Annotated in this window: 14 protein-coding genes; 5 read left to right on the forward strand and 9 right to left on the reverse strand. The window is 36.0% G+C overall.

From position 1 onward, the window contains the following. Positions 1-39: 39 nt before the first annotated feature. The gene (gene purH, locus FORMA_RS07030) at positions 40-1,572 is read right to left on the reverse strand and encodes a bifunctional phosphoribosylaminoimidazolecarboxamide formyltransferase/IMP cyclohydrolase (protein ID WP_069674995.1); all 1,533 of its coding nucleotides are present in this window, start codon (positions 1,570-1,572) and stop codon (positions 40-42) included. A gap of 109 nt (positions 1,573-1,681) precedes the next feature. Beyond that, positions 1,682-2,134 carry a GAF domain-containing protein gene (locus FORMA_RS07035; RefSeq protein WP_069674996.1) on the reverse strand — a complete coding sequence of 151 codons (453 nt, stop codon included), beginning with the start codon at positions 2,132-2,134 and terminating at the stop codon, positions 1,682-1,684. 269 nt (positions 2,135-2,403) lie between these two features. Between FORMA_RS07035 and FORMA_RS07040 the strand changes: the two genes are divergently transcribed. The 4 genes from FORMA_RS07040 to FORMA_RS07055 all read left to right on the forward strand — a co-directional run bounded on the left by FORMA_RS07040 (position 2,404) and on the right by FORMA_RS07055 (position 6,154). Continuing rightward, positions 2,404-2,955: a hypothetical protein gene (locus tag FORMA_RS07040; RefSeq protein ID WP_157506048.1), complete on the forward strand. Its 552-nt coding sequence runs from the start codon at positions 2,404-2,406 to the stop codon at positions 2,953-2,955. Positions 2,956-3,028: 73 nt separating this feature from the next. Continuing rightward, entirely contained in the window at positions 3,029-3,442 is a 414-nt protein-coding gene (locus FORMA_RS07045; RefSeq protein ID WP_069674998.1) for an HYC_CC_PP family protein, read from the forward strand. A gap of 97 nt (positions 3,443-3,539) precedes the next feature. Further along, positions 3,540-5,789, forward strand: a complete 2,250-nt coding sequence (locus FORMA_RS07050) for a TonB-dependent receptor plug domain-containing protein (RefSeq protein WP_069674999.1) — start codon at positions 3,540-3,542, stop codon at positions 5,787-5,789. A gap of 38 nt (positions 5,790-5,827) precedes the next feature. After that, complete coding sequence (locus tag FORMA_RS07055) at positions 5,828-6,154, forward strand: heavy-metal-associated domain-containing protein (RefSeq protein ID WP_231924976.1); 327 nt, start codon at positions 5,828-5,830, stop codon at positions 6,152-6,154. A gap of 61 nt (positions 6,155-6,215) precedes the next feature. Here FORMA_RS07055 and groL read toward each other — a convergent pair whose 3' ends face one another. The 7 genes from groL to miaB all read right to left on the reverse strand — a co-directional run bounded on the left by groL (position 6,216) and on the right by miaB (position 12,644). Next, positions 6,216-7,847, reverse strand: coding sequence for a chaperonin GroEL (gene groL, locus FORMA_RS07060; protein ID WP_069675001.1), 1,632 nt, complete (start codon positions 7,845-7,847; stop codon positions 6,216-6,218). A gap of 17 nt (positions 7,848-7,864) precedes the next feature. Next, positions 7,865-8,140 (reverse strand): co-chaperone GroES, encoded by a 276-nt coding sequence (locus FORMA_RS07065; protein ID WP_069675002.1) that lies wholly within the window; start codon positions 8,138-8,140, stop codon positions 7,865-7,867. A 129-nt stretch (positions 8,141-8,269) separates the two neighbouring features. After that, positions 8,270-8,614 carry a preprotein translocase subunit SecG gene (gene secG / locus FORMA_RS07070; protein ID WP_069675003.1) on the reverse strand — a complete coding sequence of 115 codons (345 nt, stop codon included), beginning with the start codon at positions 8,612-8,614 and terminating at the stop codon, positions 8,270-8,272. Next, on the reverse strand, positions 8,611-9,429 hold the full coding sequence (locus FORMA_RS07075; protein ID WP_069675004.1) for a hypothetical protein: 819 nt from the start codon (positions 9,427-9,429) through the stop codon (positions 8,611-8,613). The genes secG and FORMA_RS07075 overlap by 4 nt, the downstream gene beginning before the upstream one ends. Before the next feature lies 1 nt (position 9,430). Beyond that, the gene (locus tag FORMA_RS07080; RefSeq protein ID WP_069675005.1) at positions 9,431-9,943 is read right to left on the reverse strand and encodes an LptE family protein; all 513 of its coding nucleotides are present in this window, start codon (positions 9,941-9,943) and stop codon (positions 9,431-9,433) included. Next, positions 9,933-11,195, reverse strand: a complete 1,263-nt coding sequence (locus tag FORMA_RS07085) for a sigma-54 interaction domain-containing protein (protein WP_069675006.1) — start codon at positions 11,193-11,195, stop codon at positions 9,933-9,935. Before FORMA_RS07085 ends, FORMA_RS07080 begins: the two co-directional genes overlap by 11 nt. 3 nt (positions 11,196-11,198) lie before the next feature. Further along, entirely contained in the window at positions 11,199-12,644 is a 1,446-nt protein-coding gene (gene miaB, locus FORMA_RS07090) for a tRNA (N6-isopentenyl adenosine(37)-C2)-methylthiotransferase MiaB (protein WP_069675475.1), read from the reverse strand. A gap of 136 nt (positions 12,645-12,780) precedes the next feature. On the opposite strand from miaB, the gene FORMA_RS07095 reads away from it, so the two are divergent. After that, positions 12,781-13,497: a hypothetical protein gene (locus FORMA_RS07095; RefSeq protein WP_069675007.1), complete on the forward strand. Its 717-nt coding sequence runs from the start codon at positions 12,781-12,783 to the stop codon at positions 13,495-13,497. Positions 13,498-13,561 lie beyond the last annotated feature (64 nt).

Raw genomic sequence — 13,561 nt, forward strand, 5'->3', positions numbered from 1 at the left:
TAAAAATAAATTTTAGTTAATCTCCAAATCAGCATTTTTTTAATGTTTAAAATGACGTGTTTTTGTGAAAACCATAGCCACTTTATTTTCGTTGCAATAATCGATACTCAATTGATCTTTGATAGACCCTCCTGGCTGAATTACAGCCGTGACACCTGCTTTATCGGCAATCTCTACACAGTCCGGAAATGGAAAAAACGCATCACTTGCCATCACGGCCCCCTGCAAATCAAAATCAAATGATTTTGCTTTGTGAATAGCTTGATTTAAGGCATCGACTCTACTTGTTTGTCCAGTTCCGCTTGCACACAGTTGTTTATTTTTTGCCAAAACAATAGTATTTGATTTGGTGTGTTTACATATTTTAGAAGCAAATAATAAATCCTCAGTTTGTTGTTCTGTTGGACTTGAAGTAGTTGCGGTTTCGAGCATATCGATAGCATCTGTGATTCCATCCTTGTCTTGTACTAAATAACCATTAAGACAAGTTCTGATAGAGCTTTTGGGCAACTCGTTTAGTTTTTGAATTAGTAAAATTCTGTTCTTTTTTCCTTTTAGAACAGCTAAAGCATCATCACTAAAACTTGGTGCAATGACGACTTCACAAAAGAGTTTATGAATTTCTTCTGCTGTAGATAAGTCTACTTCAGTGTTGCAGATTAAAACGCCTCCAAAAGCTGAAACTGGATCACCTGCCAGCGCATCTGTATAGGCCTTGTGTAGGGAATCTCGTTGAGCCAGCCCACAAGCATTGTTGTGCTTTAGTATAGCAAATGTTGGTGCTTCATTACGAAATTCGTTCATTAAATTGACGGCAGCATCAACATCGAGTAAGTTATTGTAACTCAGTTCTTTTCCGTGCAATTTTTCAAACATAGCGTCAAAATCTCCAAAGAAAAACCCTTGTTGGTGGGGGTTTTCCCCGTAGCGCAAGGTTTTTCCATTTTGTTCACTTAGTTTTAAAACAACTTCTTCACTGTTCTGATTGAAATAATTAAAAATTGCCGTATCGTAATGGGATGATATATTGAAAGATTTTGCAGCAAAACGTTGGCGATCTTCATATGAAATTACGCCATTATCCTTTGATATTAAATTCAGGAGTTCTGTATAATCTCCTACTGAAGAAACACAAAGAACGTCTTTGTAGTTTTTGGCTGCTGCGCGAATGAGCGAAATGCCACCAATATCAATTTTTTCTATTATATCTTGATGGCTTGAACCAGAAGCCACTGTTTTTTCGAATGGATAAAGATCGACGATAACTAAGTCAATTTGAGGAATATTAAAACGTTCCATTTCCTCAATATCTGTAGGCGTTGTTTGCCGATTCAGAATACCGCCAAATATTTTGGGATGTAAGGTTTTGACTCTACCGCCAAGAATGGAGGGGTAGTCCGTTACTTCTTCTACTGGGACAACATTTACCCCAAGATCATTGATAAACTTCTGTGTGCCTCCCGTTGAATAGATCGTAACTCCTAGTTCATCTAATTTTTGAACTATAGGAGCAAGGCCATCTTTGCTAAATACAGAGATTAAAGCTGAGGAAATTGTTTTGTTTTGGTTCATTTTTGATGAAAATTGTAAGCTTCAAAAATAGGGAAATAAAGCTCAAATTTCATCTTGAACTTCACTAAAATAACTATAATTTTTGAACAAATTCAAGAGTTATTAACATCTAGAGCAGTACAGCTACTTTTGCACAAACAAACTCTAAAAATTCTTCATCTTCTTTGGTGAAAGGATTCAAAGTATTGGAGTCAATATCAATTTGCCCGATGTTTTCTCCATTTACAAATACGGGTATAACGATTTCAGATTTTACGGTCAAGCTACAAGCAATGTAATTGTCTTGCGCTTTTACATCAGGGACTACAAAATTTTTATTACTTACGGCTACCTGTCCACAAATTCCTTTGCCAAATGGAATAATTGTATGATCCGTTGCTGAACCAGCATAGGGACCTAATTTGAGCTCTTTCTTATCTCCATTTTTAAAATAAAACCCCACCCAATCGTAATAGGGGATTTCCGATTTTAATAACTCGCATATGAGTAGTAATGTTTGCTCAACGTTTTGCGCATTATCAACTAACGATTTTACTTTTGATTTTAAACCTCTAAAACTCATGTGATAAATTTTGGTAAAAATATTAAATCAATTGAAGACTTGACTCAATGCAAGCAGTAATTATTGAATGTTTTCTAAAGTTAAAATTGAACAAGCTTCTTTTTCAAATTGAAAATTAATATAATTCCATCTGCTTGAAAAAAACAGACTAACATCATACATAGGTTTTGTGTAAAAAAGATAAAGAAATATGTGACCAAATTGAAAAAATTGTGTCTTAAGTGTGGATGATTGTTATTGTTGATGTATTATATGAAGAATTTTAAACAGTGAAAAATAAATTAATCACACTATTGCTAATGATGGCCTCATATTCCTTTGCGCATGATTGTCAAACTCTGGAGGCTGAAAATCAAACATTGATTAATCAGATTTTAGAACGAAAGCAAGTTGTATGGTTTGAGCCTTTTGAGAACGAATTTCAATCAAATCAAATCAATGTTAAGTTGTTAAAGGTTGTAGGCGATAAAAAAACTCAAACAGTCAAAATGGATGTGCTTTTTACAAACAAAGGCGTTAACATAGATAAAATGATTACAAAAGTAAAATCTATAATTCAGGCTGGTGGCGATGAAGTTCTACTCAATAAAGTTATTTTTGGATCAAAAGAAAATACGAATAGTGGTTATTCAGGGGCATATGTAAAACTTTTGAGGGATAAGCCGTTAAAATGCACATATATTTTCAAAGGCGTTGTGCCTGAAACAAAAGTTATCATAGCTTTTCCTTTGTCATTTAAATACCACAAAGAAGGAACTCAATCCACACAATTTATTGAAGATCGAGTGCTATTCAATGATTTACTAATTGATTGGAAATAAAATAATTGTCAAAATTCTTATAATTCAAAAGCATTAGAATCCCAAGTTTTATAGAAATTCATAACTTTGTAATATGAAAACAAGTTTATGTTTTAAAATAGCATCTTTATTTATGGCACTCGCCGTGGTGTTGGCTTCATTTTCTTTCAAGGTAGAAAAGAATCCTTGTCAGCCGTACACGGCTGAAGCCTCCGCTGATTCAGCAATTGAAAGTTGCTGTGGCTTTGTTCGTACAATTGATAAAAATTCACAGCTTTTTCAAACCTCTTGTTGTTCAATTCTTGCTATTACAGTCGAAGGGTTTAACGAGTACGAGAAGGCACTCTCGTCGCCATTTTCGACACTTTCCTATTTTGTGTTTGAATCAACAATAAGTATTCCAGTTGATTATATTTATAAAAACACGACGAAAGGTTCATACATAACCCATGTTCCCCCACCTCTCATTACAGATATTCAAGTGAGAGATCAAGTTTTTCTCATCTGATATTGGATTAATTTTCAGTCATCCAAATGATTTTGGATGTTTGTTTAGTACCGTCTTCTGTACTTAATTTTCTAAAAAATAATCTAAAAAACTTACAATGAAAAATCTTTTTTGCTTCATTTATTTCTTGCCAATTTTCATTTTTGCCCAAGACAAAATTGAGGGAATAATTATGAGTCCATCATCAGATGGCACACAACTTTCTGTTTCTGGAGCTAATGTTATTTGGAAAGGAACTTCCATTGGTACCATTTCAGATTTAGATGGAAATTTCACACTACCCTATAACACCTCGTACAAACAACTAATTATCAGCTATATTGGATATAAAACCGTTACAATAGATGTTGATGGATCCTCTGATTTCATAAAAGTCATATTGTTGCCTACAGACGATTTAAGTGAGGTCACTATAAAAACGCGAAAAAAAGCGACAGCCACTTCATATCTTGCCGCTCAAAATATTATGACTATAAGTAGTGATGAATTGTTAAAAGCGGCTTGTTGTAATCTTTCAGAAAGCTTTGAAACCAATCCGTCCATAGACGTAAATTTTTCTGATGCAATTTCTGGAACCAAGCAAATCAAAATGTTGGGTCTTTCCAGTCCCTACATCTTAATTACTACTGAGAACGTGCCCAATGTTAGAGGCGCAGCCCAGGCTTATGGTCTAAGTTTTATCCCTGGAACTTGGGTAGAAAGTATCCAACTCACAAAAGGTGCTGGAAGTGTTACCAATGGCTTCGAAAGTATTGTTGGTCAGATTAATGCGGAATTGGTCAAACCATTGACCGACAATAAGCTATTTGTAAATGCATATGGCTCAGTAAATGGACGTCTTGAACTCAATACACATTTCAATGTTAAGTTGACCGACAAATGGAGTTCTGGAGTATATATACATGCTGACAAACGTGGAGAGAAATTTGATAACAACGATGATTCTTTTTTAGATCTTCCTGTTGGCAATCAAATTAACATTATGAATAGGTGGCAATACCTCAATACTGAAAAGGGGTTGATTAGCTTTTTAAATATACGTTTTTTGGACGATCAAAAACAGTCTGGTCAAATTGCTTATAATCCTTCACTCCACAAATACGGAGGCAGTGTTTGGGGAAGCGAAGTGAACACAATACGACATGAGCTTTCAGCTAAAATTGGCTATGTAAACCCTGAACTTCCATATCAAAGTTTGGGACTTCAAATGGCCTACAGTTATCATAAACAAGATTCTTATTTCGGTAATAGGAAATATGACATTGCACACAGAAGTTTTTACTCTAATTTAGTTTACAACTCCATTATAAGCGATTCGCGCCATAAAGTCAAAACAGGAATTAGTTTCTCACATGACGCTTATGTAGAGTTTGTAAATGCATTTAATTATTCTAGAATAGAAAATTCGCTTGGTGGATTTTTCGAATATTCATTCGATAATTTAGACAACCTCAACCTAACAGCTGGAGTACGCGTAGATTACCACAATCTTATGGGGACTTTCGTCACGCCGCGCTTACACGCAAGATATACGCCTTGGGCAAAGTCCGCTTTGCGCTTTTCTTTTGGCCGTGGAAAACGTTCGGCCAATATTTTTACAGAGAATCAAAAGCTCTTTGCGTCTTCTCGAAGCATCAATATTTTGGATAGTAATGGCCCTATTTATGGCTTAAATCCTGAGATTGCATGGAATTACGGAGTATCTTTTTTACAAGGATTTGTGTTGTTTGAACGTAAAGCCGATGTGGCACTGGATTATTATAAAACAGATTTTCAAAATCAGGTTGTAGTTGATTATGAAACACCAACAGAAGTTAATTTTTATAACCTTGACGGTAATAGTCATGCGCATAGTTTGCAGTTTGAATTTAACTACACCCCAATCGATCGCTTGGATTTTAAATCTGCATACAAATATTACGATATAAAGACACAATATAACAATGGTGAATTGGAGCAACCGCTTACCCCAAAGCATCGTATTTTTGCAAATGTGTCCTATCAGTCCAAAGCGACCGATATGGGGCGTCTTTGGAAATTTGACAGTACCTTCAATTGGTTGGGCGCGCAACGTTTTCCATCAACAATACAAAGTACTGAAGAATTTCGTTTGCCCAACTATTCACCTTCGTTTTCGACGCTTAATCTGCAATTAACTAGGGTTTTTTCAGATCAATTCGAGGTTTACATTGGGGGCGAAAATATAACAAATACAAGGCAAAATAATCCTATTTTAAGTCCTGACGATCCATTTGGATCAAATTTTGATAGTACTTTTGTGTACGGCCCAATATTTGGAAGCATGTACTATACTGGATTACGATTTAAATTAAATAAAATAAAATAATAACAATGAAAACAATAAAATATACTATACTATTTACGATGTTAACTTCCATAGGATTTGCGCAAAATAAAAATGCTAAAGCTAACTTTGAAGTCGATGGTGTTTGCATGATGTGCAAAAAAAGAATTGAAAAAGCTTGCCTTAAGGTTAAAGGGGTTAAATCTGCGGTTTGGAATGTAGAAACTCATAATTTGAATTTGATCTTTGATGAACGAAAAGTGGATATAACGACTATTAAGTCAAAAGTAGCTCAAGTCGGTCACGATTCTAAGGGCTTTAAGGCAACCGATGAGGCTTATAACGATCTGCATCCGTGTTGTAAGTATCGAGATGAGCAAATCAAGGCTGATCATAAATCAAACTAATTTGATTTCATAAAAAAAGCGCTTCAAATGGAAGCGCTTTTTTTTATAGTTTACTTATAAATTACATCATTCCAGGCATTCCTCCGCCACCCATTGGGGGCATTGCAGGAGCGTCTTCTTTGATGTCTATTAGGGCGCATTCAGTAGTAAGAATCATCCCCGCTACAGATGCAGCATTTTCTAAAGCAACCCGTGTTACTTTCTTTGGATCAATGATTCCTGCTTTTAGCATGTCTACATAAGTATCTGCCTTGGCATCGTAGCCAAAATCTCCTTTGCCTTCTAGAACTTTGTTGATAACAACGCTTCCTTCGCCTCCAGCGTTGTCAACAATAGTACGTAATGGTGCTTCTATCGCTCTAGAAACTATTTGAATTCCAGTAACCTCATCAAGATTAACATTAGTGATTTTTTCTAGTGTTTTTTGTGCACGAACAAGTGCAACGCCACCACCTGCAACAATACCTTCTTCAACTGCAGCACGTGTGGCATGCAAGGCATCGTCTACACGGTCCTTCTTTTCTTTCATTTCGACTTCACTAGCTGCACCAACATAAAGAACAGCGACCCCACCAGCTAATTTAGCCAAGCGCTCTTGAAGCTTTTCTCTATCGTAATCACTTGTAGTACTTTCAATCTGGCTTTTTATTTGATTGACTCGCGCTTTGATGTCTGAGGCCTTTCCAGATCCATTTACTATTGTAGTGTTGTCCTTATCAATAGTTACCGTTTCAGCAGTTCCTAGCATTTCTAAATCTGCATTTTCAAGAGAGAATCCGCGTTCTTCGGAAATAACTGTACCACCAGTTAAGATTGCTATATCTTCTAACATCGCCTTACGTCTATCGCCAAAACCAGGTGCTTTTACGGCAGCAATTTTTAAACCTCCACGAAGCTTGTTTACGACCAAAGTTGCTAGGGCTTGACCTTCAACATCCTCGGCAATAATAAGCAGTGGTCTTCCAGATTGGGCAATAGGTTCCAAAATTGGAAGGATTTCCTGAAGATTAGAAATTTTCTTATCAAATAACAAAATGTACGGATTTTCAAGATCGGCAATCATTTTATCGGAATCAGTTACAAAATATGGACTGAGGTATCCACGATCGAACTGCATACCTTCAACAACATCCACATAGGTGTCTGTTCCTTTGGCTTCTTCAACGGTGATGACTCCCTCTTTGCCAACCTTTCCAAAGGCTTTAGCAATGAGTTCGCCAATAGTATTATCATTATTTGCAGAAATAGAAGCAATTTGCATGATCTTCTCTGATGAATTTCCTACTTTTTTTGCTTGTTTTTCTAAATCTGCTACTATAGATTCTACTGCTTTATCTATTCCTCTTTTAAGATCCATTGGGTTGGCTCCGGCAGCTACGTTTTTCAGCCCTTCTTTTACTATAGCCTGAGCTAAAACTGTAGCAGTCGTGGTTCCATCTCCAGCCAAATCATTAGTTTTAGAGGCAACTTCCTTAACCATCTGTGCGCCCATATTTTCAAGAGCATCTTCAAGTTCTACCTCTTTAGCAACAGAAACACCATCTTTTGTGACTTGTGGTGCTCCAAAGCTTTTACTGATAATTACATTTCTTCCTTTAGGGCCAAGCGTGACTTTCACGGCATTGGCAAGTGCATCAACCCCTCTTTTGAGGCCATCGCGTGCATCTATATCAAATTGAATATCTTTTGCCATTTTTATATTTTTATGAATTAAACAATAGCGAGTATATCGCTTTCGCGCATTATTAAGTAATCTTGACCATCAAGCTTGAGCTCTGTTCCAGCATATTTTCCATATAGAACGGTATCGCCTACATTAACAGTCATTTTCTCATCTTTTGTGCCACTACCAACAGCAACAACTTTACCTTTTTGCGGCTTCTCCTTTGCATTATCAGGTATGATAATTCCAGAAGCAGTCTTTGTTTCTGCAGCCATAGGTTCAATAAGAACTCTGTCTGCTAAAGGTTTAATTTTTAAAGCCATAATTATTTTTTTAAATTGTTTTCGGATTACTATTTTACTAAAATTATGCCATTACAACGCAACTGACAAACTTTCAGTGAAAAAAAAATGTCAACGCTACGTTGACATTTTTTAATGTTTTATTGAGTCTTAATTAGACTCTTCATCAGTCAGAGGAATTGCTTCTGCAGGAAGGTCTTCAGCTGGAACTGTTGTTGTGCTTTCAGGGTCTAAAGCCTTAGATTCTAATTCGGCTTCTGAACCGCCAATAGCAATATTAGAAGCTAGGATTAGAGCTAGAAGTAATGTGGCTAATGCCCACGTGCTTTTATCTAAAAAATCTGTAGTTTTTTTTACACCGCCAAGTTGCTGACCCCCACCACCGCCAAATGATGAAGACAATCCACCGCCTTTAGGGTTTTGTACCATAATCACTACAACTAATAAAAAAGCGACGATGACTATTAATATCAAAAATATTGAAAACGTACTCATGAGTTTTTATTTTTTTCTTGTAATTTTTTTAATGCTTTAATTTGGTCTGCAAATAAACTACTTTTTTCTGGATATTTCAAACTTAAAATAGTGTAGGATTGAATAGCCCTATCGTAGTTTTTCTGCTCCACGTAAATTCGAGCCAAAGTCTCAGTCATCAGTTGTTCAGTCTCTGGCGCAGTATTTTCAGCTATATTTTTAAAAACCCCATCATTTTGTACTGGTTTTATTTTTGGATTTTTGGCGATAAAGGCGTCTATCAAGTCAAAGTTTTTACTTTGTTTGTCGTTTGTCTTGTTTTCTTCATTAGACCGATCAATAGGTTGAACTTTGGTCAATTGAAGCCACTGGGAAAAGGAGTGAGTATCTTTTTTGTCAAAATCAAGAGGTGTGCCAATGTTAAGCAAGTCCGAAGCATTGCTTTTTGGATGCGCTGAGGCTTGTTGAATTTCAGTTTCCGAATTCAGATTGGCTGCTAAATTTGAAGATTGATTGGAAATATCTTGAAAATCGCTTACATCCAGCATTTTTATCCCCTCATGATTATTTTTTATTTGCTCAGATGTTGTGTTCTGTAAAAAGACATCCGAGGTGATAAAGTCAAATAAAATACTGCGATCGGTTGTGTATGCTGCTGTAGTTTTTAATGTTTTGTTGTATTTATAACTGTCACTATTTTTAAGGCTTTTTAGGTACAATGCGCGCACAGATTGAAAATAGGGAAACTCCTCAATAATCGATTCAATTGAAGCCATGTGCTTCTTCTTCAGGGCTGAAGGAGAATGAAGTAGTTTTGTTAAATTCACTGTATTCATACTACCAGTTTGCTAGAGAAGCGTTAATTATATCTTGTGTTAGACGATCATAAATTTCTGTGATGGCAGTCGTTTTTTGTGCGCCAATGAGCTGAGCGCTTCCTGCATAGTCATAAAAAAATGAAAAGCGCTTTTCAAAATCAGCTTCATCATCATTGGTATTTATAAAGCGCACATTGATACTAATGGTCAATCTGTTTTGAGCTGCCGTATTACTAGCGGTAGCCGTGGTTGGCGATATGCGGTATTCTACAATTTCCCCTTCGTAAATTATATCACCGTTAGATTTAACAAGGTCTAAATTGGTTTGGTTCAGTATTATATCTTGAAGTGCTAGGGTGAAGTCGCGTTCAATTCCTGGCTCAATGAGGTTAGCCGTGTTTTGAAAATAGTTGACTTGAAAGGTTTTGGTTTCACTATCAATCGAAATACCGGTAAATGAATAAGCACCACAGCCAAAAAACGTAATAGTTAACCCTAAGAATAAGCCAATGCGTATTGTTTTACAAGTCATATTGTTTTATTTTTCGGTACAAAGTGCGCTCAGAAATACCAAGTTCGTCTGCAGCTAGCTTTCGTTTGCCATTATGTCTTTCCAACGATTTTTTAATCAACTCAATTTCTTTATCGTGTAAAGATAATGTTTCTTCCTCTTCTTCAATGTCCTCAATAAAGTCAAATTTTTCTGCAGTATCAATAATTTCGACTGAATGCTCATCAGTATTTGGAGCAGAAAGCGCCAAAACTTGGTCTTCTTGAGCAGTGCTTGGGGAAGAATCTTCGCTGTAGATTTTTTGAATTAAATGTTCGTTTTTATCCTGAACGTCTTTGTAATTATCGTTTTGCATCAGTTCCATTGTCAGCTTTTTCAGATCATTTAAATCGCTCTTCATGTCAAAAAGAACTTTGTAGAGAATTTCGCGCTCAGTAGTGAAATCACTCTCTTTTTTATCTTTTTTGATGACTGCCGGGAATTGACTTCCAAAATTTGGCAAATAACTTTTAAGTATTGTTACATCTATTGATCTTGAGGGTTCTAGAACTGAAATTTGCTCTGCAACATTCCTTAACTGCCTGATATTTCCTGACCAGCGGTAGTTTTGTAACAGTTGAACAGCATTGTCATCCAATCGAATAGTGGGCATTTTATATTTTAATGCAAAATCACTTGAAAATTTTCTAAACAATAAATGGATGTCTTCTTTTCTTTTTCTAAGTGCTGGAATGGAAATTTCAATGGTACTGAGGCGGTAGTATAAATCTTCTCGAAATTTCTCTTTTTCAATGGCTTCAAACATGTTGACGTTTGTAGCTGCCACAATGCGTACATCTGTTTTTTGAACCTTACTTGAACCAACTTTAATGAATTCTCCATTTTCAAGAACACGCAACAAGCGCACCTGTGTGGTCAGGGGTAGCTCTCCCACTTCATCCAAAAAAATAGTCCCACCATCGGCTACTTCAAAATAGCCAGAACGAGTTTGGGTAGCACCAGTAAACGCACCTTTTTCGTGTCCAAAAAGCTCACTATCTATGGTTCCCTCTGGGATTGCACCACAGTTAACAGCAATGTATTTCCCGTGTTTTCGGTGTGATAACTGGTGTATTATTTTTGGAATCACTTCTTTTCCAACACCACTCTCCCCTGTTACCAAAACAGAGATATCTGTTGGCGCCACTTGAATTGCTTTTTCAAGAGCACGGTTTAGGCCTTTATCGTTTCCGATAATGGCAAAGCGTTGTTTTATAGATTGGACATTTTCCATAGCCTACATATTTTTTGAATATCCGATGGCCTTCCCTTTGAGGGTGGCACTTGTGCAATCTTCAACTTTCACCATGACAAAATCACCAATTTTATAGTTTTCTTTAGGGAAAACAACAGTAGTGTTTTGCGGGTTTCTTCCTGACCATTCAGAGTCAGATTTCTTAGACGTTTTTTCTATAAGCACCTCAGTTTCTTGGTTTAAAAATGCTTTACTTCTAATTAGACTGTGTTTTTGCTGGAGTTCAACGACTTCGCTTAATCGTCTTTTTTTCACCTTTTCTGGAATGTCATCATCCAGTTTTCGTGCTGCAAGAGTACCTGGGCGTTCTGAGTAGGCAAACATATAACCAAAACTATACTTAACATATTCCATTAGACTCAGTGTGTCTTTATGGTCTTCTTCAGTCTCTGTAGGGAAGCCACAGATGATGTCATGTGAAATAGAGCAGTCTGGAAGTAATTTGTTGACGTTATCAATGAGCTCAAAATATTCGGCACGAGTATGTTGGCGATTCATTTCTTTAAGGATACGATCACTTCCGCTTTGTACGGGAAGGTGAATGTAATTACATATATTATTGTACTTAGCCATTGTTTTGATTACATCTAGGGACATGTCTTGCGGATTTGAAGTCGAAAAGCGAAAACGCATTTTTGGTTGAGCTTTAGCGCAAAGTTCTAGTAGAGCTGCAAAATCAACAGCTGTAGCTTTTTGCAAATCCGATGCTTTAGCAAAGTCTTTTTTCATACCACCTCCGTACCACAAAAAACTATCAACATTTTGTCCTAAAAGCGTAACTTCTTTAAACCCTCTGTTTGCAAGGTCTTTAATTTCTTCCAAAATACTCTGCGGTTCTCTACTGCGTTCTCGCCCCCTAGTAAAGGGCACCACACAGAATGTACACATATTGTCGCAACCTCTGGTGATGGAAACAAAGGCTGAAACACCATTTGAGTTTAAACGAACTGGGGCAATATCTCCATAAGTTTCGTCTTTGGATAGAATGACATTTACTGCATTTCTTCCTTCTTCTACCTCAGCTATTAAGTTTGGTAAATCTTTGTATGCATCAGGGCCGACAACAAGATCCACAATTTTTTCTTCTTCAAGAAATTTACTTTTTAGTCGTTCTGCCATACAGCCAAGTACACCAACTTTCATTTTTGGATTCTGACGTTTTACTGCATTATATTTTTCCAGACGTTTTCGAACGGTTTGCTCTGCTTTGTCACGAATCGAACAGGTATTGACAAGAACTAAGTCTGCGTCTTCGAGTTGAGAAGTTGTGTTAAAGCCCTCTTTATGCAGAATTGAAGCCACAATCTCACTATCGCTAAAATTCATTTGACAGCCGTAGCTCTCTATATATAGTTTTTTGGTATTATCAGGCTTTGAGGCTAATTTCAGCGAAGTGCCTTGTTTGTTTTCGTCAATAACGTTCTCCATACTTTTCATTTATTCAATCTGGAACAATAAGTAGGCAAAGATACAATAAATTTCTTTTTATGACAAAGTGTCATGTTGTATTTACTGAATTTGAATTAAAATTAGTTTTAATTTGATTTTTCTATAAAATTCGACAATGAGATCATTTGACACCATTTCAAAAAAAATTAGTGAAGCCCCAAGTGTTGACTTTGGAGATTTATTTAACGAATCTATTGCAGTATTCAAAAAAGTTTGGTTGCAAGGTTTCCTACTTCAATTGATTACAATTGCGTTGAGTTTACCGCTATTGTTTTTCAATTTTATCAACTTTTCAGATTTTTCTAACAATTCTGTACCGCTTCAATTTGGAACAGAAGCGGTCTTTTATTACGGTCTTTCTATAGTCTTAGCTATTGTATCTTCTTTTTTGACTTTTGGATTTTTCAGAGTAATTCGACAAATGGATATAGGCGAAGATTTCAAAACATTAGACTTTTTCTATTTTTTTAACACCGAGAGAATAAAAAAAGCTCTTTTGGTGGTTTTAGCTAATGTTGCTGTTGTAATTTTGGCATTACTTCTTTGTGTATTTCCTGTTTTTTATGTTGTAATTCCTCTTATGTTTGTGACTCCAATTTTTGTTTACAATCCTGAGCTTTCAATTTCTGAAGTGCTAAAATCATCTTTTGCCCTAGGCCATAAGAAATGGGGAATTACTTTTTTGATTAGCTTGCTAAATATCATAGCGCTCTATGTGCTAATTTTATTGACTTGTGGACTTGGTTCTTTATTTTTTGGTTGCTTTTTACAAATGCCAATTTATGTTTTGTACAAAAAAATAATTTCTTTTGACAATAGTCAAACACAATGATAAAAAATTGATTATCAGATTATATCATCAATAATCCACTAGTCTAAAAGTGAGCAATTTTTGA

This window comes from Formosa sp. Hel3_A1_48 (genome assembly GCF_001735715.1).
In the GTDB taxonomy this organism is placed as follows: domain Bacteria; phylum Bacteroidota; class Bacteroidia; order Flavobacteriales; family Flavobacteriaceae; genus UBA3537.